The organism is Enterobacter sp. 3U4 (genome assembly GCF_057224565.1).
This window is the reverse complement of record NZ_CP136665.1, coordinates 221,258-242,235: the sequence shown is the minus strand read 5'-3', so window position 1 is coordinate 242,235 and position 20,978 is coordinate 221,258. Positions and strand designations below refer to the sequence as shown.

At 57.0% G+C, this 20,978-nt stretch carries 15 protein-coding genes and 3 tRNA genes; 8 read left to right on the top strand and 10 right to left on the bottom strand.

Annotation, left to right across the window (positions count from 1 at the left end; genetic code table 11):
* The first annotated feature begins 31 nt into the window (after positions 1 to 31).
* Both sdaB and xni read left to right on the top strand, forming a co-directional pair.
* Positions 32 to 1,399 (top strand): L-serine ammonia-lyase II, encoded by a 1,368-nt coding sequence (sdaB, locus tag RVY89_RS01195; RefSeq protein ID WP_249576924.1) that lies wholly within the window; start codon positions 32 to 34, stop codon positions 1,397 to 1,399.
* A gap of 112 nt (positions 1,400 to 1,511) precedes the next feature.
* Positions 1,512 to 2,267, top strand: coding sequence for a flap endonuclease Xni (gene xni / locus RVY89_RS01190; RefSeq protein ID WP_021241892.1), 756 nt, complete (start codon positions 1,512 to 1,514; stop codon positions 2,265 to 2,267).
* A gap of 155 nt (positions 2,268 to 2,422) precedes the next feature.
* On the opposite strand, the gene rlmM is transcribed toward xni, so the two are convergent.
* From rlmM to RVY89_RS01170, 4 genes are all read right to left on the bottom strand, one after another.
* Positions 2,423 to 3,523: a 23S rRNA (cytidine(2498)-2'-O)-methyltransferase RlmM gene (rlmM, locus tag RVY89_RS01185; RefSeq protein WP_484826659.1), complete on the bottom strand. Its 1,101-nt coding sequence runs from the start codon at positions 3,521 to 3,523 to the stop codon at positions 2,423 to 2,425.
* On the bottom strand, positions 3,516 to 3,911 hold the full coding sequence (locus RVY89_RS01180; protein WP_023309031.1) for a DUF423 domain-containing protein: 396 nt from the start codon (positions 3,909 to 3,911) through the stop codon (positions 3,516 to 3,518). The genes rlmM and RVY89_RS01180 overlap by 8 nt, the downstream gene beginning before the upstream one ends.
* A 39-nt stretch (positions 3,912 to 3,950) precedes the next feature.
* Positions 3,951 to 4,868 carry a glycine cleavage system transcriptional regulator GcvA gene (gene gcvA / locus RVY89_RS01175; protein WP_023309032.1) on the bottom strand — a complete coding sequence of 306 codons (918 nt, stop codon included), beginning with the start codon at positions 4,866 to 4,868 and terminating at the stop codon, positions 3,951 to 3,953.
* A 349-nt stretch (positions 4,869 to 5,217) separates the two neighbouring features.
* Entirely contained in the window at positions 5,218 to 5,445 is a 228-nt protein-coding gene (locus tag RVY89_RS01170; RefSeq protein ID WP_008499648.1) for a YgdI/YgdR family lipoprotein, read from the bottom strand.
* A gap of 192 nt (positions 5,446 to 5,637) precedes the next feature.
* On the opposite strand from RVY89_RS01170, the gene csdA reads away from it, so the two are divergent.
* Together csdA and csdE are read left to right on the top strand one after the other, a co-directional pair.
* Positions 5,638 to 6,843, top strand: a complete 1,206-nt coding sequence (gene csdA, locus RVY89_RS01165; protein WP_484826658.1) for a cysteine desulfurase CsdA — start codon at positions 5,638 to 5,640, stop codon at positions 6,841 to 6,843.
* Complete coding sequence (gene csdE / locus RVY89_RS01160; RefSeq protein ID WP_484826657.1) at positions 6,843 to 7,289, top strand: cysteine desulfurase sulfur acceptor subunit CsdE; 447 nt, start codon at positions 6,843 to 6,845, stop codon at positions 7,287 to 7,289. The genes csdA and csdE overlap by 1 nt, the downstream gene beginning before the upstream one ends.
* Here csdE and tcdA read toward each other — a convergent pair.
* Together tcdA and mltA are read right to left on the bottom strand one after the other, a co-directional pair.
* On the bottom strand, positions 7,280 to 8,086 hold the full coding sequence (tcdA, locus tag RVY89_RS01155; protein WP_484826656.1) for a tRNA cyclic N6-threonylcarbamoyladenosine(37) synthase TcdA: 807 nt from the start codon (positions 8,084 to 8,086) through the stop codon (positions 7,280 to 7,282). The two genes, csdE and tcdA, sit on opposite strands and share 10 nt — an antisense overlap.
* A gap of 75 nt (positions 8,087 to 8,161) precedes the next feature.
* Entirely contained in the window at positions 8,162 to 9,259 is a 1,098-nt protein-coding gene (gene mltA, locus RVY89_RS01150) for a murein transglycosylase A (protein WP_213328667.1), read from the bottom strand.
* 208 nt (positions 9,260 to 9,467) lie between these two features.
* Between mltA and RVY89_RS01145 the strand changes: the two genes are divergently transcribed.
* The 3 genes from RVY89_RS01145 (at position 9,468) to RVY89_RS01135 (ending at position 9,786) form a co-directional block, all read left to right on the top strand.
* Positions 9,468 to 9,544: transfer RNA gene (locus RVY89_RS01145), tRNA-Met, on the top strand.
* Between the two features lie 44 nt (positions 9,545 to 9,588).
* Positions 9,589 to 9,665 (top strand) — tRNA-Met (locus tag RVY89_RS01140).
* Positions 9,666 to 9,709: 44 nt separating this feature from the next.
* Positions 9,710 to 9,786: transfer RNA gene (locus tag RVY89_RS01135), tRNA-Met, on the top strand.
* 87 nt (positions 9,787 to 9,873) lie between these two features.
* Here RVY89_RS01135 and amiC read toward each other — a convergent pair.
* Positions 9,874 to 11,127, bottom strand: a complete 1,254-nt coding sequence (gene amiC, locus RVY89_RS01130) for an N-acetylmuramoyl-L-alanine amidase AmiC (RefSeq protein WP_021242006.1) — start codon at positions 11,125 to 11,127, stop codon at positions 9,874 to 9,876.
* Between the two features lie 227 nt (positions 11,128 to 11,354).
* On the opposite strand from amiC, the gene argA reads away from it, so the two are divergent.
* Positions 11,355 to 12,686 (top strand): amino-acid N-acetyltransferase, encoded by a 1,332-nt coding sequence (gene argA, locus RVY89_RS01125; protein WP_008499655.1) that lies wholly within the window; start codon positions 11,355 to 11,357, stop codon positions 12,684 to 12,686.
* A gap of 34 nt (positions 12,687 to 12,720) precedes the next feature.
* Here the strand turns inward: argA and recD are convergent, their stop codons facing one another.
* From recD to ptrA, 3 genes are read right to left on the bottom strand one after another with little or no spacing between them, the layout of a single operon-like run.
* Positions 12,721 to 14,541: an exodeoxyribonuclease V subunit alpha gene (gene recD / locus RVY89_RS01120; protein ID WP_484826655.1), complete on the bottom strand. Its 1,821-nt coding sequence runs from the start codon at positions 14,539 to 14,541 to the stop codon at positions 12,721 to 12,723.
* Entirely contained in the window at positions 14,538 to 18,080 is a 3,543-nt protein-coding gene (gene recB, locus RVY89_RS01115) for an exodeoxyribonuclease V subunit beta (RefSeq protein WP_484826654.1), read from the bottom strand. Before recB ends, recD begins: the two co-directional genes overlap by 4 nt.
* Positions 18,077 to 20,959 carry a pitrilysin gene (gene ptrA / locus RVY89_RS01110; protein WP_484826653.1) on the bottom strand — a complete coding sequence of 961 codons (2,883 nt, stop codon included), beginning with the start codon at positions 20,957 to 20,959 and terminating at the stop codon, positions 18,077 to 18,079. The genes recB and ptrA overlap by 4 nt, the downstream gene beginning before the upstream one ends.
* Between the last annotated feature and the right edge of the window lie 19 nt (positions 20,960 to 20,978).

Genomic DNA, 20,978 nt, shown 5'->3' with positions numbered 1-20,978 from the left:
TCCCTCTCTGACTGAAAGCAATGGACGCATCATGATTAGCGTATTCGATATCTTCAAAATCGGTATTGGTCCTTCCAGCTCTCACACCGTCGGACCAATGAAAGCCGGTAAGCAGTTCACGGATGACTTGATTGCACGCGGCATCTTGCATGACATTACCCGCGTGGTTGTCGATGTATACGGCTCGCTTTCCCTTACCGGGAAAGGCCACCATACCGATATCGCCATTATCATGGGCCTGGCGGGAAACCTGCCGGATACCGTTGATATTGATGCGATCCCTGGCTTCATCCAGGACGTTAATACCCACGGTCGCCTGCTGCTGGCAAACGGCGAACACGAAGTGGAATTCCCGGTTGACCACTGCATGAATTTCCATGCGGACAACCTGTCGCTGCACGAAAACGGCATGCGCATTACCGCGCTGGCCGGCGACAAAGCGGTATATAGCCAGACGTATTACTCTATCGGCGGCGGTTTTATCGTCGACGAAGACCACTTTGGTCAAACCAATACTTCTTCTGTTGAGGTACCGTATCCGTACAAAACGGCGGCGGACCTTCAGCGTCACTGCCAGGAGACGGGCCTTTCCCTCTCCGGCCTGATGATGAAAAACGAGCTGGCACTCCACAGTAAAGAAGAGCTCGAACAGCACTTCACTAACGTCTGGGAAGTGATGCGCGGCGGTATTGAGCGCGGGATCACCACCGAAGGCGTTCTGCCGGGCAAGCTTCGCGTGCCGCGTCGTGCTGCTGCGCTGCGCCGCATGCTGGTGAGCACCGATAAAACGACAACGGACCCGATGGCCGTCGTAGACTGGATCAACATGTTCGCCCTGGCGGTAAACGAAGAGAACGCCGCAGGGGGCCGCGTGGTCACCGCACCGACTAACGGCGCCTGCGGTATCGTTCCGGCGGTGCTGGCGTACTACGACAAGTTTATCCGTGAAGTGAACGCGAACTCACTGGCGCGCTACCTGCTGGTCGCAAGTGCGATTGGTTCCCTGTATAAGATGAACGCGTCCATTTCCGGTGCGGAAGTGGGCTGTCAGGGTGAAGTCGGCGTGGCATGCTCCATGGCGGCGGCGGGTCTGGCGGAGCTGTTGGGCGCAAGCCCGGCGCAGGTGTGCATTGCTGCGGAAATCGGCATGGAACACAACCTGGGGCTGACCTGTGACCCGGTGGCCGGACAGGTTCAGGTGCCGTGCATAGAACGTAACGCGATTGCCTCCGTGAAGGCGGTAAACGCGGCACGTATGGCGCTGCGCCGCACCAGCGAGCCGCGCGTCTGTCTCGATAAGGTTATCGAAACCATGTACGAAACGGGTAAAGATATGAACGCCAAATACCGCGAAACCTCTCGCGGCGGCCTGGCGATGAAGATCGTGACCTGCGATTAAGCCTCTCGGGAAGCCTCGTTTTGCGAGGCTTCTTCCTGTTTTCCCCACCATTCATAGTTTCACGCTGCTGACAGTGTTACCCTTCTTGCATTAGATAGAAGGGAGATTATCTGTGGCCGTTCATTTACTTATCGTCGATGCTCTTAACCTGATTCGCCGTATCCATGCGGTACAGGGGACGCCTTGTAAAGACACCTGCCTGCATGCGCTGGAACAGCTTATCCGCCACAGTGAGCCCACCCACGCGGTCGCGGTATTTGATGACGAAGCCCGCAACACGGGCTGGCGACACCAGCGTCTGCCGGACTACAAAGCCGGACGCGCACCGATGCCGGACGATCTTCACGCTGAATTACCCATGCTGCGCGCTGCATTTGAACAGCGGGGCGTCCCCTGCTGGGGCGCACAGGGAAATGAAGCCGACGATCTCGCGGCCACCCTGGCCGTGAAGGTGGCGAGTGCCGGGCATCAGGCCACTATCGTTTCAACTGACAAAGGCTACTGCCAGCTGCTCTCCCCGACTATCCGCATTCGCGACTATTTTCAAAAACGCTGGCTGGACGCGCCGTTTATTGCCAGCGAGTTCGGCGTCTCGCCTGAGCAACTACCGGATTACTGGGGACTGGCAGGCATCAGCAGCTCTAAGGTTCCGGGTGTCGCCGGTATTGGACCGAAGAGCGCCGCGCAGCTACTGACCGATTTTCAGAGTCTGGAAGGGATTTACGCCCGTCTGGATGAGGTGCCAGAGAAGTGGCGCAAGAAGCTGGAGGCACATAAAGAGATGGCGTTTATCTGCCGGGAAATCGCAACGCTACAGACGGATTTACAGCTGGACGGGAATTTACAGCAGTTGCGTTTAGAACGTTAATATCCCCTCACCCTAACCCTCTCCCCATAGGGGAGAGGGAACTGCTCGGTGCGGTCTTTTCCCCCTCGCCCCTTTGGGGAGAGGGAACTGCTCGGTGCGGTCTTTTCCCCCTCGCCCCTTTGGGGAGAGGGCCGGGGTGAGGGGCAATCAGCGCACTATCGCTCGTCGCGACGTCCGCCAACCGCAGCCCACCAGCGACGAATATGCACCGTCACCTCTTCGCGGTCGTGATACAGCTGACGCGCCTGGATCTCCACGTTAATACCGTGTTCATCCATCTGCTCCTGAATATAGGCCAGATTCTGCGACACTTCCTCATAGCGCTTTTTCATCGGCAGCTTGAGGTTGAATATTGTCTCACGACACCAGCCGTTGACCAGCCAGGAGGCCATCAGCGCGGCCACTTTTGCCGGCTTCTCAACCATATCGCACACCATCCACGAGATGTTGTTACGGTTCGGGCGATAGCGGAAACCGTCTTCACGCAGCCAGGTGACCTGCCCGGTATCCATCAGGCTTTGCGCCATTGGGCCGTTATCAACGGACGATACCCACATATTTCGTTTCACCAGCTGATAGGTCCAGCCGCCCGGGCACGCGCCAAGGTCGACGGCGTACATGCCGTTTGCCAGACGCTCGTCCCACTCATCCGCCGGGATAAAGACGTGGAACGCCTCTTCCAGCTTGAGCGTGGAACGGCTTGGCGCATCGGCCGGGAAGCGCAGACGCGGGATGCCCATAAAGAAGGGAGAGTTGTTGGTGGTGTACGAATAGCCCGTATAGCAGCAGCCCGGTGCGATAAAGAAGATATGCACCACCGGACGCTTCGGCGTTTCGTAGTTCGTCAGCACGCCCGCGTCACGCAGCGCCGCACGCAGCGGCACGGTGAACTTACGGCAGAACTTCATCAGCTCTTTACTTTCGTTGGTATCCGCCACTTCAACGCGCAGATCGCCGCCCTTTTCCACCACGCCCTGCAGCATGCCGACAATTGGCGTGATGCGGTCTTCAGGCGGAAGATCCTTCAGCAGCTCACCCGCAACAAACATCTGGCGAGCAAAGATCAGCGAGCTGAACGGCAGCTCGCGTACCAGCTTGTCTGCGTCTTCAGGCTGATAGCACTCGAATACCACATAGCCCGCGTTCTCTTTTACGCGGGCAAAGCCGAAGACTTCGCGCTTCGCCGCTTTATCGGTAATTTCCGCGGCACACTCTTTCTCAAACCCCGGGCGACAATATAAAACAACCTTATTCATGAACAACGCCCTTGCGTTTCAGACGGATAGCTCCGATAAACATTAATACCCAACCTGCCAGGAAGCTGAAGCCGCCGACAGGTGTAACGAACGCCCACAGGCGCAGATGTGAGAGCGCAAGGCAGTACAGGCTACCGCTGAACAACACGGTACCCAGCGCCATAAACACGCTGCTCCAGTAAAACCAGATACTGATACGACGCTGCATCGCCACCGCCAGCCCAAAAATAGCCAGCGTATGGAACGCCTGATATTCAAGGCCGGTCTGGATCCAGCCCATCTCTACTGCGCCCAAAGACTTGCTTAATACATGTGCGCCAAAGGCGCCCAGTGCAACAAAAATAAAGCCACTCACCGCGGCAAAAATCAGCATGAATCGGCTGGTCATGTTTAAGTCCTGAATTGATGCGTGCCCGGCACACAAACGTTATTGCTCATACCTGAAGCGGAATTTTTCTTGCTCGGTTGCCGCTTTCGCCAGTATCCACTGCCGGAAGGCGGCTATTTTACCCAGTTCTGCCTGACTGTCATGACAAACCAGATAAAACGCATTCTTGCTGACCAGTACATCATTAAAAGGGCAAACCAGGCGGCCTGCCTCAATTTCGGACTGCGCCATGACGTTGTTCGCCAACGCCACGCCCTGCCCGTGAATGGCAGCCTGTAACACCATCGCACTGTGGCTAAAGATGGGTCCCTGCTGCACGTTTATATGAGTAAGACCTAATTGACGGGTATAAGTTTGCCAGTCGCGGCGAGAGGCATCATGCAAAAGCGTATGCTGAGCCAGATCAGCGGGTGACTTCAGCGCCTTTTCACCTGTTAACAGCAGGGGAGAACAGACCGGCAGGAGATATTCTGCGTATAATTTCTCAACACGCAAGCCCGGCCAGTTACCGCGACCATAAAAAATAGCGACATCCACGTCATCGGCCAGCTTGTCCTCCTGGCGATCTACCGCCTGGATTCGAACGTCGATCCCCGGATAAGCTGAGTTAAAGCTTGAGAGTCTTGGCACCAGCCAATGAATGGCAAAACTGGGCAATAAACTAACGGTCAGGGCACCTTTTGCACTGCGAGCCTGCAGCTTACGCGTGGCTTCCGTAAGCTGGGAAAAAATCTCTTTAATATCCTGAAAATAGCTCTGCCCCTCTTCGGTCAACAGCAACGAACGGTTGCGTCGACGAAACAGCTTAAGGCCCAGAAAATCCTCCAGAGACTTGATTTGGTGACTTACTGCGGCCTGTGTCACAAAAAGCTCATCTGCTGCGCGGGTAAAGCTCAGGTGACGGGCTGCTGCATCAAAAACACGTAATGCATTAAGGGGTGGCAATCGCTTTGACATGGTTATCTGGCTTAGATGTTAACGGATTTTAACAAACAGGAAACAACGTTTAACCTATTAGTTTTTTTTATCTGAGCCATTATAATTTGTCCGTTGAGGAACTACCAGCAAATACCTATAGTGGCGGCACTTCCTGAGCCGGAACGAAGAGCTTTTTTCGGAATGCGTGTTCTGAAGGGCTTTTGGCTTACGGTTGTGATGTTGTGTTGTTGTGTTTGCAATTGGTCTGCGATTCAGACCACGGTAGCAACGCTACCAATTTTTCACTTCCTGTACATTTACCCTGTCTGTCCATAGTGATTAATGTAGCACCGCCAATTTGCGGTGCTTTTTTTTCGCCTGCGATCTGTTAGTGCTCGATCTCTTTCATCTCTTTCACGTCCGTGCGGTTGATCTGCTGCTTGTTCCCGTTAGCATCTTTGTACGAAATCATCCCGGTATCATTATCGGTAGTCGGTTTCCCTTCCGAAACGATAGAACGACCATCGTTGGTGTGCATCACGTAGTTGTTACCAGAACACGCGCTCAGGGCAAAAGTAAACGCACAGGCAGAAATGATTGCAGCTGTCTTATTCATGATTATTCTCCTTTAGCAATTAATGCTATTCAAACCTCGATTTATAACAGGCTAAAACATCCGCCTAACACTATTTAGCATAACCTGCTTTTTTGAGGTCGTAAGGATAAGCAGACAATTCTGATAGATATCAACCTCCTTGCCCTGCCGCTGAAATTGCGCGACGATCGCTATATTGAAATGAGGAATCCCATGAACGCTTTCAGTCCTGCGCAGTTTCGCGCACAGTTTCCGGCCCTGGCCGATGCCGGTATTTACCTGGACAGCGCCGCCACCGCCCTTAAGCCACAGGCGGTGATTGAAGCCACGCAGCAGTTCTACAGCCTGAGCGCCGGGAACGTGCATCGCAGCCAGTTTGCCGAAGCGCAGCGATTAACCGCGCGCTACGAAGCCGCACGCGATCAGGTCGCGCGCCTGATCAACGCCGAAAGCGGGAAAAACATCGTCTGGACGCGCGGCACGACCGAGGCCATCAATATGGTGGCCCAGTGCTACGCGCGCCCGCTGCTTCAGCCGGGCGATGAGATTGTAGTCAGCGAAGCGGAACATCACGCCAACCTGGTGCCATGGCTGATGGTGGCCGAGCAAACGGGTGCGCGCGTGGTGAAACTCCCGCTAGGTGCAGACCTTCTGCCCGATGTGGCCCGTCTCCCCGAGCTGATTACTCCCCGCAGCCGCATTCTGGCGCTCGGACAGATGTCGAACGTCACGGGTGGTTGCCCGGACCTCGCTCAGGCTATTCGCATTGCCCATGCCAGCGGGATGGTGGTGATGGTCGACGGCGCTCAGGGCGTGGTGCACTTCCCCGCTGATGTGCAGGCGCTGGATATAGACTTCTATGCCTTCTCAGGACATAAGCTTTATGGGCCAACCGGTATAGGAGCGCTGTACGGCAAGCCAGAACTGCTGGCAAAAATGACGCCCTGGCTCGGTGGCGGCAAAATGATTACCGAAGTATCGTTCGATGGCTTCAAAACTCAGGATGTTCCCTATCGTCTGGAAGCCGGTACGCCGAACGTGGCGGGGGTGATTGGCTTAAGCGCGGCGCTGGAGTGGCTGGCTGAAACCGACATTGTTCAGGCTGAAAGCTGGAGCCGGGGGCTGGCGACGCTGGCAGAGGAAGAACTGAAAAAGCGCCCGGGTTTCCGCTCGTTCCGCGTTCAGGACTCAAGCCTGCTCGCCTTTGATTTTGCAGGCGTGCATCATAGCGACATGGTGACGCTGCTGGCCGGATACGGCATCGCCCTTCGCGCCGGGCAGCACTGCGCGCAGCCGCTGCTGGCGGCGCTCGGCGTGAGCGGTACGCTGCGCGCCTCGTTCGCGCCCTATAACACACAAAGCGATGTTGACGCGCTGGTCGCCGCCGTTGACCGCGCGCTTGAAATACTGGTGGATTAATGACTAGCGCTGCTTTAGCCGGACATCCGTTTGGCACCGTCATCACTGAAGAGACGTTAAAACAGACCTTTGCCCCGCTTTCACAGTGGGAAGATAAATATCGCCAGCTGATTATTCTCGGTAAGCAATTACCAACCCTCTCTGACGATCTCAAGGCGCAGGCGAAAGAGATCGCAGGCTGTGAAAACCGCGTCTGGCTGGGCGCGAGCGTTTCCGGCGAGAAGCTGCACTTCTTCGGCGACAGCGAAGGCCGCATCGTCCGGGGCCTGCTGGCCGTATTGTTGACCGCTGTGGAAGGGAAAAGCGCGGCGGAATTGCTGGCGCATTCGCCGCTGGCGTTATTTGATGAGCTGGGGCTGCGCGCGCAGCTAAGCGCCTCGCGCGGTCAGGGGCTGATCGCGCTCAGCGAAGCCGTACAGGACGCCGCACGTCAGGCTCAGGCCTGACGTTCCGCCTTCGCCATCATCTTCTTTAGGGCGTGAGACACCGCCACAAAGCCAAAGGAAGCGGTCACCATCGTGGCCGCACCAAAGCCTGAGGCGCAATCCATTCTCTTTGGCCCTTCCGCCGTGCTTTTCATCGCACACACGGAACCATCCGCCTGCGGGTAGACCAGCGCTTCGGTCGAGAACACGCAGTCGACGCCCAGCTTGCCTTTGCTGTTCTTCACGACGTTAAAGTCGCTCTTCAGGCGTTCACGCAGCTTGGCGGCAAGAGGATCCTGAATGGTTTTCGCCAGATCGGCCACCTGGATCTGCGTCGGATCGATTTGCCCGCCCGCGCCGCCCGTCGTGACCAGCGGCACCTTGTAGCGTCGGCAGTACGCGATCAACGCCGCTTTTGGCCGCACGCTGTCGATGGCGTCAATCACATAGCTATAGCCTTTGCTCATGTACTCCGCGACGTTATCTGCCGTCACAAAGTCGTCGATCACCGTCACGCGGCACTCCGGGTTGATCAAACGGATACGCTCCGCCATGACCTCAGACTTCGCCAGCCCGATGCTATCCCGCAGGGCGTGGATTTGACGGTTGGTGTTGGTGACGCAAACGTCATCCATATCAATCAGCGTGATTCCGCCAATACCGGTTCTCGCCAGCGCTTCTGCCGCCCACGACCCCACACCGCCAATGCCCACGACGCAGACGTGCGCATCCGCAAACAGCTGCAGGGCTTTTTCACCATATAAACGTGCCGTTCCGCCAAAACGCTGGCGCCAGGCGTCGCTGATTACCACAGACATAAAACCTCAGATGTAAAAAGGGTGAGGTTTTCCTCACCCTGAACAGTAATCCGTATTGCGCTCAGAATACCACAATCAGCCGCTGAATACGTTTCCAGCGCCCGGCGCCGCCTTAAGTACCCACACGCGTCCGTAGTGGTTATACCAGCCCGCGCGATGGCCTGCATCAGGGCCAATACCCTGATAGATGTCGAAGTGCTGGCCTTTAATCGCCCCGCCGACGTCCAGCGCCACCATCAGACGCAGCTCATACTGGCCGTTGAACTTGCCGTTATGGTCCAGCAGAGGAACTTCAGCCAGCAGCGTGGTGCCAGCAGGAATAATCGAACGATCCGATGCTACCGACGCGCGGCCAATCAGCGGTACCGCACTCGCCCCTTTCACCGGCGCGAAGTTTTGCGGTTTGAAAAAGACGAACGACGGGTTCTGCTCCAGCAGCTCGCGCACCTCGGCTTCGCTGTGTTTCTCGCCCCACTCGCGGATCGCCTGCATCGACATATCTTCTTTCTTCACTTCGCCGCGGTCGATCAGCACCTTGCCAATACTGCGATAGGCGTGGCCGTTTTTACCGGAATAGCTGAAGAAGTTAAGCGGTGAACCGTCGCCAAAATCAATGTAGCCGCTGCCCTGAACGTCCATGATGAAGTTATCCATCAGGGAGTTGCTGTAGGCCAGAACGTAGTTTTCGCTCAGCGCACCGGCGTAGATCTCAGCACGAGACGGCAGACGACCGCGTTTTGGCGGCATACGGTAGATAGGATACTGGAACTCGCCCTGACGCGAGTGTCGTGCCTGGATAACCGGGGTGTAATAGCCGGTAAACTGAACGTTGCCGTAGTTATCGGCCCCTTCCATCTGCCAGGCGTCGATACCAAACTGGCGCATGTTGCGCGTATCGCCACCTGCTTTCAGCCAGTCCTGGACTGCGTTATACACGCTACTCTGGGTGCCATACAGACGCGGCGAGGCGTTGCGGATCTGGTAGACCTGCTCGGAGAAATCACCGGCATTAATCGGTGCGCCAACCGCATCAGGCTGATTAACTAAAGAGAAAGGCTGGGATAACTTCCCGTCTTTATACTGTTGACCGCGATCGGTCGGTTTGGAAGAACAGGCCGCAAGAATCGCTACCATTGCGCCCGCCATCAGATACTTCGCCCAACGTCCTTTCATTATATCTCGTCTTTAAGTTGCCCATTTCCGCGTGATGAAGATAACAAACCGCCAGGGCTAATGAAATGCGATCGCATGCCCTTTGGCAAATTTTGCGCAAAAAATAGTCCAAACAACGCCATGTCGTTCAATTTGCATACAAAATCATGATAAATGTCAAAAAGGGGTTGCATCACAAACCTATCCGAGTATAGTGCGCATCCACGGACGCGGGGTGGAGCAGCCTGGTAGCTCGTCGGGCTCATAACCCGAAGGTCGTCGGTTCAAATCCGGCCCCCGCAACCAATTAAAATTTGATGAAGTATCTTCTACGACTGTAGAAAGACGGACGCGGGGTGGAGCAGCCTGGTAGCTCGTCGGGCTCATAACCCGAAGGTCGTCGGTTCAAATCCGGCCCCCGCAACCAATCAAATTTGAAGAAGTAAGTTTCTACACGAGTAGAAAGACGGACGCGGGGTGGAGCAGCCTGGTAGCTCGTCGGGCTCATAACCCGAAGGTCGTCGGTTCAAATCCGGCCCCCGCAACCAACACTTCTAAAACAATAAACACCCTTAAGGGTGTTTTTTTGTATCTGTCGTTTGTGAATTTGCCGGGCGTGAACCCGGCTGAAAGATTTACCCGCGCCGCGCCAGCGTCGCCCCGTCAGAGAAATACGCCCGTATCCCCGCCAGAATCGACTCCGCAACCTCCTGCTGGAATTTTGCCGTCTTGAGCTTACGCTCCTCTTCCACGTTACTGATGAACGCGGTTTCTACCAGAATGGACGGGATGTCCGGCGCCTTGAGTACCGCAAACCCGGCCTGTTCAACGCTGTTTTTATGCAGCTTATTGATGTTGCCCAGCTTGCCCAGCACCGCTTTACCAAACTTCAGGCTGTCGTTAATGGTCAGCGACTGCACCATATCGAACATAGTGTGGTCAACATAGCGATCGCCGCTTTTGCTCACGCCACCAATCAGGTCAGAGGCGTTCTGGGTGTCCGCAAGGTATCTCGCGGCGGTACTGGTCGCGCCTTTGGTTGAGAGCGCAAACACTGACGAGCCGCTTGGCTGACGGCTGGTAAACGCATCCGCATGAATCGACACGAACAAATCGGCGCGCTGCTTCTGCGCTTTCGCCACCCGGACCTTCAGCGGAATGAAGACGTCTTCATTACGCGTCATATAGGCGCGCATATTGCCTTCTTTATCGATTAAGGCCTTCAGACGGCGCGCAATTTGCAGCACCACGTCTTTTTCACGCGTGCGGTATTTTCCCACCGCGCCGGAGTCTTCGCCGCCGTGGCCTGGATCGAGCATGATCACAATCGGACGATCGCGCCCTGCTTTCCCCGGCTGCGGACCGCTTTGCGCAGGGGGAACCTGACGCTGCAGATCGCCTTTATTGTAATCTTCCAGCAGGGCAAGAAGCGGATCCTGAATATCCGTCGCGTTGGCCGGGTAGAGATCCATCACCAGACGCTCTTTGAAGGTCGCAACAGGCGCCAGGGCAAACAGCTGCGGCTTCACGTTCTGCTTCAGTTCAAACACCATGCGCACGGTTTGCGGATCGAACTGCCCGACGCGCGCCGATTTAATAAACGGATCGTCGCCGCGGATCTGCGCCGCCATTCCTTTCAGCACGGAGTTGAGATTAACGCCTTCGAGATCCACCACCACACGTTCCGGGTTGCTGAGGGCAAATTGCTTATATTTCAACACGCGATTGGATTCGACCGTCACGCGCGTATAGGTCGACGACGGCCAGACGCGCACCGCCACGACCTGACTGGTGGCGGCAAGACCGACCTGACTGACGCTAAGCAACCACATTGCCCCGGCCCCTTTTAACAAACGGCGGCGGCTTATTGCTGAATTGGATCCCGACATGCTTCTCCCGAGCAAGAACACTGACTGATATACAAAATGTCCAGATTGACCGAAAACTTTAACGAATGACGCATAAACTGTCATCTATAAAAGGGTAAACAATCATACGCTAACGCACGGATTACTTACCAATTTCTGTGGGTCGCGGAAAATTTGCGCTTGCACACGCGCCCACAATCGAATAAAAATACAGAAATTACGAATAAACATTCATTAAGGGTTGTGCCATGGTGAAGGAACGTAGAACCGAACTGGTCCAGGGATTCCGCCATTCTGTTCCCTATATCAACGCCCATCGGGGAAAAACGTTTGTCATCATGCTTGGCGGCGAAGCCATTGAGCATGAAAATTTTTCCAGCATCGTCAATGACATTGGCCTGCTGCACAGCCTGGGGATCCGCCTGGTGGTGGTCTATGGCGCGCGCCCGCAGATAGACGCCAACCTGGCCGCTCACCACCACGAGCCGATTTACCACAAGCATACTCGCGTCACGGATGCCAAAACCCTTGAGCTGGTGAAACAGGCGGCAGGTCTGCTGCAGCTGGATATTACCGCTCGCCTGTCCATGAGCCTGAACAACACGCCGCTGCAGGGCGCGCATATCAACGTCGTGAGCGGCAACTTCATCATTGCCCAGCCGCTCGGCGTGGACGATGGCGTGGATTACTGCCACAGCGGCCGCATTCGTCGTATTGATGAAGAAGCCATTCACCGCCAGCTGGACAGCGGCGCCATCGTGCTGATGGGCCCGGTCGCCGTTTCCGTGACCGGCGAAAGCTTTAACCTCACCTCAGAAGAGATCGCCACGCAGCTGGCGATCAAGCTGAAGGCGGAAAAAATGATTGGGTTTTGCTCGTCCCAGGGCGTCGTGAACGATGAAGGTACGATCGTGCCGGAACTCTTCCCGAATGAAGCCCAGGCCCGCGTGGAGGCGCTGGAAGCCGAAGGCGATTACCACTCCGGCACCGTCCGCTTCCTGCGTGGCGCCGTGAAGGCCTGCCGCAGCGGCGTGCGACGCAGCCACCTGATCAGCTATCAGGAAGACGGGGCCCTGCTGCAGGAGCTTTTCTCCCGCGACGGTATTGGTACGCAGATTGTGATGGAGAGTGCGGAGCAGATCCGCCGCGCCACCATCAACGACATCGGCGGTATTCTGGAGCTGATTCGCCCGCTGGAACAGCAGGGTATTCTGGTGCGTCGCTCACGCGAACAGCTGGAGATGGAGATCGACAAATTCACCATTATTCAGCGTGATAACCTGACCATCGCCTGTGCCGCGCTCTATCCGTTCCCGGAAGAGAAGATCGGTGAAATGGCCTGCGTGGCGGTGCATCCTGATTACCGAAGCTCTTCACGCGGCGAAATGCTGCTTGAGCGCGTGGCGGCACAGGCGCGCCAGATGGGCCTGAGTAAGCTGTTCGTCCTGACGACGCGCAGTATTCACTGGTTCCAGGAGCGCGGGTTCACGCCGGTGGATATCGATTCGCTGCCGGAAACGAAGAAAGAGATGTACAACTATCAGCGTCGTTCAAAGGTGCTGATGGCTGACCTGGGATAATACGACGCCCTCACCGTCCGGCGAGGGCTTTCGTTCAGAGGGATTCAAATATCGCGCCCAGCCCGCTTCGGCGTTCCGTGCGGGTGGCGATCGCCTGCACCAGCACCCGCTCATCGGCATACAGCGACAGACGCTGACGCGCGCGCGTGATGGCGGTATAGATTAGCTCGCGGGTAATGACGGGGGAAAGCTGCGTGGGCAGGATCAGCGCCGCGTGGTTAAATTCGGATCCCTGAGATTTATGCACCGTCATCGCCCAGGCGGTTTCATGCTCGGGCAAACGGCTGGGCTGGAAGGACTTCACGCTGCCGTCCGGCATCTGGAACCAGACGCGCAGGCCCTGGCCGCAGTCGAGCGCAATCCCGATATCCCCGTTAAAGAGCCCCAGCGCGCTGTCGTTGCGGGAGATCATCACCGGTCGCCCTTCATACCAGCGCGAGTGCGGGGTACGGTTAATTTTGCGTTTTTGCGCCAGCAGCTGTTCCAGCCTGTCGTTCAGACCCCGGACGCCAAAGGGGCCTTCCCTCAGCGCACAGAGCAACTGGTATTCGCCAAACGCGGCAATGACCTGCTCCGGCGTACTTTGCTGCTGTACGCCCGTCAGAAAGCGCTGGTACCCCTGCAGGGCGTCATCAAGCATCGCCTGATACTCTTCCCCGCTTTGCAGCGATTTTTTCTCAATATCCGTATAGGTTCCGTCAAATACAGCAGTGGTGGTGCGCCGGTCACCCCGGTTAACTGCCGCCGCAAGCTGGCCGATGCCGGAGTCGCTGCCGAAACGATAGCTTTTTTGCAGCAGACACAGGCTGTCGCGCAGCGCGCCCGCAAGCGAGTGGCTTTCAGAGGTGAGCGTACATCCTGTGAGACGGGCTAGCTCCTGAGCGCGTTCTGCGGTATATCCCAGACTGGCATAGGTGCAGATATCGCCCAGTACGGCTCCCGCCTCCACGGAGGCAAGCTGGTCACGATCGCCGAGGAAAATGACGCGCGCGTGCGGCGGTAGCGCATCGATCAAACGCGACATCATCGTCAGGTCAATCATCGACGCTTCATCCACCACCAGCACATCCAGGTGCAGCGGGTTACCGGCATGGTAGCGCAGACGCTGGCTACCGGGCTGTGCGCCAAGCAAACGGTGCAGCGTGCTGGCTTCATTAGGGAAAAGCGCAAGCTGATCCCCGGTTAGCGGCAGCTTTTGCAGCGCGCCGCCTAACGACTCCGTCAGACGCGCCGCCGCTTTACCGGTGGGAGCCGCCAGGCGAATACGGCACTTTTGCTCACCAGATAGCTGAATCAGCGCAGCAAGCAGTTTTGCCACGGTGGTCGTTTTTCCGGTGCCCGGACCGCCAGAAATCACCGAGATCCGTCGCGTTAAGGCCACGGCTGCCGCCACTTTCTGCCAGTCTGTCGCGTCGTCAGAGGTAAACAGCGCATCCAGCGTTTGCCGGAGCTTTACTTCATCGCAGGGAAGCGGGGCGTTGGTCTCGCTGAAAAAGCGCGCCACCGTCAGTTCGTTACGCCACAGCCGGTTAAGATACAAACGCTCGCCGACAAGGATCATCGGCGTGCCGGTATCGGCTCCGCTCACGGCAGGCGAGCTGAGTAATATCCCCTGCCAGTCCACTGCGTCTCCCAGCAGCGCGAAACACGCCTGTAAAGCCGGAGGCATCTTCTCATCCACCGCCAGACGCGACAGCGGCAGACATACGTGCCCTTCCCCCGCGTCTTTGCTCAGAATGGCGGCGGCAAGCATGACGGCAGGCTCCTCGCCTGCCACCATCATGGCGAACTGCACATCCAGGTGGCGCAGTAATCGTTGTTCAACCGCGTCAAGCAGTAGCCCCTGCATCGTCATGCCACCTCCTCCGTGCCTGTAGCAAACAGGTTATCCATTTTTTCAATCAGTTCCGCAGCCGGACGCGTACTAAAGACGCCGGAACGCGGGTCGTCGGCGTCCACGCCGCGCAGGAACAGGTAAATCACGCCGCCAAAATGCGCGTCGTAGCGATAATCGGCAATACGATGGCGCAGGTAGCGGTGCAGCGCCAGGGTGTAAAGCTGGTACTGCAGATCGTAGCGATGCATTTGCATAGCCGATGCCATCGCCTGTTGGGTATAGGCTGTGCTGTCTTCGCCCAGCCAGTTCGATTTGTAATCCAGCAGGTAGTAGCGCCCTTCGTGACGGAAAACGAGGTCGATAAAGCCTTTGAGCATCCCCTGCACCTGGCGGAAGTTCAGCGGAGGGCACCCGGCGGATAACGGATCGTACTCGCGGATCAGCGCATCAAGCGCCTCGGCCCTGAGCGGGCTGGCGATAGGGAGGTAAAACTCCATCTCCACCTGCTTATCTTTGGCAGTCAACTGGCTAAGCGAGATCCCCTGCGCAGTGAGCGGCGCGTGCAGAACCGCACGGATCCAGTCGGTGAGAACCGGCTGCCACTGTGCGTCGTAGCCGCCGCTCTGTAACATCTTTAGCACCCACTCATCGGAAACCGGCTGGGTAAAATCCAGCTCTTCAAACAGGCTGTGCAAAAACGTGCCGGGCGAGGCGCCGCGCGGAAACTGGTGCGGCGTCAGCACCGGCTCAACGGGTACGCTACCGGCGCCTGCGGCATCCACGTCCAGTTTTGGCATCAGATCCTGCGCAATACTCTGCCCGTGCTGCTGTAAGCCGGAGTAGCTGGTAACGCGCCAGTCGTCGGCAATCGTACGTACCACCTGACGGGCATGGAGATCTGACTCGTGCGGCTCCGGCATGTGCCAGCGGCTTTTGTCGGGCAGAGAAGGAATATGCAGGGCAACATGCTCAGTGCAAAGGGATTCGATGCACTGGCGCAGGCCCGCCGCGTCTTTGGGTTCACCCTGCTGAATAAGCCGTCCCAGCGCGCTAAGATGAAAATCGCTCTCCCCGCTCTTTTCACCCCGACGCCGGAACAGAGGCGCAACGCCCAGGCTGCAGTGCCACACCGAGCGGGTCAGCGCCACGTAGAGCAGGCGTAAATCTTCCGCCAGACGCTCGGCCTCCGCCAGCTCAACGCTGGACTCCGCGTTGCTGAGATCGAGCACCGCCTCAAACGACTCGCGATCGTGGTAAAAGGCCTGATCCTGCGCTCGGTAATTGGCGATAAACGGCAGCCAGACCAGCGGATATTCCAGGCCTTTCGATTTGTGAATGGTGACGATCTGCACCAGATGCTTATCACTCTCGAGGCGCATCTGCTGGCTGGACGAATTGCTGTTCGGATCGGCAATCTGCTGCGCCAGCCAGCGCACCAGGGCGTGCTCGCTCTCCAGCTGCGTACCCGCTTCCTGCAACAGCTCGCTGATATGTAAAATATCGGTCAACCGACGCTCGCCTCCTGCTGTCGCCAGCATATTCTCCGCAATGTGGCGCTGTGCCATAAGTTCACGCACCATCGCCATGACCCCGCGCTTCTGCCATTTTTCGCGGTAGCGAACAAACTCTTCTACCACGGCATCCCATGCGGCTTCGTCATTGTTGAGCGCATCAATATCACGCGCGTTCAGCCCGAGCATCGCGCTGGCTAATGCGCTTCGCAGCGTGCTTTCCCGCTCCGGGGCCAGCACGGCCTGCAGCAGCCATAGCATCTCCTGCGCTTCCAGCGTTTCAAAGACGCTGTCGCGGTTCGAGAGATAGACGGAGGGAATATTCAGTAACGTCAGGGCGTCGCGGATGAGCGAGGCCTCCTGACGGCTACGCACCAGTACCGTAATGTCTGATGCCTTTACCGGAGTGGGTTTATCTCCCTTCCACAGCAGCGCGTCACCGCGCGCCCCCGCGCTGAGCCAGTCACGGATTTGCGCGGCACAGTGCTGGGCCATGGCATTTTGATAGTCGGCAACGCCGCACCCTTCCCCATCCAGCAGCCAGAAGTTCATGGCAGGCTGCGTCACTCCGTTAAACTCGAAGCGCAACGAGGCATTTTTCGGGGCAAATTTTACCGGCTGAAACGGGATCTCCCGGAACATAAACGCCGTATCCATGCGGCTAAACAGCGCGTTGACGCTTTCCACCATGCCGGGAGAGGAGCGCCAGTTGGTATCGAGCGTGTAGTGCGCGTCAACCTCGCTGCGGGCTTTCATATAGGTGAAAATATCCGCACCGCGGAAGGCGTAGATGGCCTGTTTCGGATCGCCAATTAACAGCAGCGCGGTGTCGGGCTGCTGGCGCCAGATACGGCGAAAAATGCGGTACTGCTGAGGGTCAGTGTCCTGAAATTCGTCAATCATCGCCACCGGGAAACGGGTGCGAATCGCGGCGGCAAGCGCTTCGCCGTTTTCACTGCACAGCGCCGCATCAAGGCGGCTCAGCATATCGTCGAAACCCAATTCCCCCCGGCGGCGTTTCTCGCGCGCCACGGCTTCACGAATTTCGGTCATGGCGCGGGCGATCATCAGATCGTTGAGCGTGAGGGGCTCCGCCAGCAGGGTTTCAATCGCCACAAACAGGGGATGCTCAGGCACAATGCCGTCGGCTTTGGTCCGCTCAGCCAGGAAACGTTGGGAGAATTTCTCCAGCGCGTCCGGGAGCTGGTAGCCTCGCGTCTCTTCCTGCGCCCAGGCGCTGATCTTGTCGATCCATTTTCCCTGATTGCCGCGGTTAAACTTGCGTCGGTCAATCCCGGAGTTTTCGATGATGGCGTCAATCTCGCCGACTGACTCCATCCATTTTTGCTTGATATCGGCAACCTGCGCGATGATTTTTTCATGCCGTGAGGCCAGGGTTTCATCTGCCGGCGGCGGGGATTTGATGACCGGCGCTTCCCCCTGCAGATAACGATCGATCGCGCGCAGCAGCGCCTCCGGGCCTTTCCACAACGCATGTACCGCTTCAGCGATATCGCGCGGTAACGGGTAACAATGGCGACGCCAGAAATCCGCGCAGGCCTGATAGCGAAGCACGGATTCATCTTCAATGAGCTGCTGTTCGAACAGCATACCGGACTCGAACGCATTCAGGCTCAGCATGCGCTGGCAAAAACCGTGAATGGTAAAGACGGACGCTTCGTCCATCTGCCGTTCAGCGAGCAGCAGCCACTGGGCGGCCTGTTGCTTATCGGCAATCTCTTCCAGAAGGCTCGCGTAGAGGGGATTATCCGTGCTCTGACGCAGACAGGCGATGCGCAGCTCGTGGATATTGGTGCGAATACGGCCCCGCAGCTCAGCGGTAGCGGCCTCGGTGAAGGTCACCACCAGCAGCTCTTCCACGCTTAAGGGGCGTGGAAAAGCAGCGTTGCCGCCAAGCCCCAGCAGCAGACGCAGATAGAGGGCGGCGATGGTGAAGGTTTTTCCCGTTCCCGCTGAGGCTTCAATCAATCGTTCACCCTGCAGAGGTAAACGTAAGGGATCAAGGGACTCAGCGGTATCGGTCATTCTTTCTTACTCCAGGGCATAGATTGCTGCAGCGCGCTGACGCTTTTCCAGACTTTCCAGCCTTTCGGGTTCACGTACTCCGTTTTCCCGTTCTGGCTACCGGAAACCTGAGACAGGATGGTGATTCCCTGCGGCTTAATGACCGCCTGATGGAAGAAGTCGGCAACCTTCTGCGGCGTCAGCTGTTTTATCTCGGCCACTACTTTATCACGCGAATCAAATTTCAGATTACCGCGATCGAAATCTTTGCTCAGCTGCGAGGCTTCTTCACCCAGCGTTTGCGGCGGCTGCATCACCTGCGCGATGACGGCCTGCTGGATCTGAGCAAATTCTTCCGGCTTCATGGCGCGCAGTTTTGCTTCCACCTGCGGGAAGAAGGCCTGGTAACGCTGCCAGAGATACGCCGGCTGTTTATCGCTGCTTTGCAGCAGGAAGCCAAGCCCCCACTGTCGGCCTACGTTCATGGAGAAGGCAAATACCGCGTAGCCAAGCTGCTCCTCTGTGCGTAACTGGTTATAGAACCACGGCTGAATAATTTGCCCCAGCACGGCGCTCTGCGCTGAGCTGGCGAATTCATCATAGCCCGTTGGCACAAATACCGCGGCCAGCGCGGAATCCGTGCTGTTGCCCGCCTTTTCAAAAATCACATTCTGTTTTTTCTCAACCAGCACGTCCTGGTTGCGGCACCACTCGTCGCCTTTAGAGCCGAGCTGAGTGCGAACATTCTCCGCCAGGGTTTTGGCCTGCTCCTCACTCATGTTGCCGACGATCAGGAACTCCGGACGCGTGTTGCTTTTCAGCGCATCGCGGTACGCCAGCACGTCTTTTAAGGAGATGGAAGGCAGCAGCGCGCGGCGATCCTCACGCTGGAAATAAGGAACCTGCGACAGCATTTGCGCTGGCATAAGCGCCAGATCGTAAGCCTTGCCCTTATCGGCAGAATCCATCATCTGCGCATACCAGGATTTAGCCTGCTCAAGCTGCTCTTCCGTCGGCGTGTAGCTGAAATACCCTTCCAGCAGGGCCTGGAACAGCTGAGGCAAACGCTGGGTATAGCCGTTTGCATTGAGCATCAAACCGTTGTTGGCGTTGGTGGAGAAGCTGATGCCGCCCACGGCCGCCTGGTTGCTGAGCTGATCGAGCGCGATACCGGCGAGATAGTCATTGAGCGCGAACATCACCTGATTTTTGGCACTGTTCATCGCTTTCGGGTTACGCAGCACCACGCTCACATCGGCCTTTGGCTCGCTGGCGAAATAGCGGCTTGGGGTATACACCACGCGCAGCGTCGGCTCATCAATGATAAGTTCGGGATGCGGGTAATCTTTAGTCGTTTTGGTCAGCGAGAAGTCATCCGGAATATAGGGGTTCAGCTCCGGCAGCTTCAAAGCAATCTCCCCGGCCTTTTTCTGCCAGTCGGCGAAGGTCTGAGCGCTGATTTTATCTACCTGATAAGGAGCATCGACAAAATAGGCCGTCTTGTTATGCGGTTCGTTCGGGCTGATGTACCAGATGCGGGCATTCTCCGGCGTCATCATCGCCAGGCGGGCTTTTACCGCCCCGGCATCGTACCGGTCGGCAATATTCACCGCGTCGAGAGTATGTTCCACCGGCACGCGGATCATGGTATCCGCCAGCCACTCCACATAGTCCATGTCGCGGGTGATGGACGGGTAGCGGAAATCGAGATCCAGCACGTGCGCAAGTTCATCAAAATAGCGCTTATCGACGCCTTTCTCGCGCAGTAAAGCGAGGTAGCTAAAGATAGCCGCCACGACCTCATCGCGGTTGGCCTGTCCTTTGTCGGTCAGCGTCGCGGAGATCGCCAGCACGCCGCTATTGCCGTTCACAACCGGATCGGAATCGGCGCGAATACCTTCCACCAGCCCCTGTTTTTGCAGCCAGTCAGACAGCGTGCCCGGGCTACGGTTACCTATCAGGTAGGTCACCAGCTCATCGGTTTTACTGCGAAACTGTGCGGTATTGTTATCAATGCGGAATTCCACGCGCAGGACTTTACGAGGCATGGCAGGAACGTAGTGGATCACGATGCCTTTTTGCGCGTCCGTGACAACCGGTACGTCTATCTGCGGCAGGTCGATATTTTTATTCGGCACCCGGCCAAACGTTTTAGCCGCCATGCCCGCCAGCTCTGGCAACGGTTTATTGCTGTAGATGACCGCTTTCATCAGGTTGGCGGAGTAGTATTTATCGCGAAACGCATGCAGAGCATCCAGCACCGGGCTGTTGGGTTTGTCGCTCAAGGTTTCCAGATTACCGCCGGAGAAGCGCGAGCCCGGGTGCGCAGGGTTGATGGTTTCAGCGCTGACCTGCGCCATGCGCATACCGTCTCGCGTGCGGGCCATGGTCAGCTCGGCATTCACCGCATTGCGTTCACGATCGGCGTATTTTTTATCCAGCAAAGGCGCGGCGATGGAATCAGCAAGGCGATCGACCGCCCCTTCCAGCGCATCATTTTCGACTTCGAGATAAAAGGCCGTGCGGTACGGCGCCGTACTGGCATTGTGGCTGCCGCCATGCATCTTCAGAAATTCAGACAGGCTATCTGGCTGCGGGTATTTTTTTGACCCCATCAGCGTCATATGTTCCAGATAGTGTGCAAGCCCAGGATGAGCGTCAGGATCTTCCAGCGACCCAACCGGCACCACTAATGCCGACAGGGATTTCACCGCCTGCGGATCGGAAACCAGCAGCACAGTCATCCCGTTATCAAGACGAATAGCCTGATATTGACGGGTATCTTTTTCGCTCTTACGGATAGTTTCCTGAACGGGTTGCCAACCGGAATCTGCGTGAGTGACGGGCGCCCAAAGGGCAATAAACAAAACAAACGCTTTAAACAAGGTGCTGCCTGGCATTACGACCTCTTTATCACGG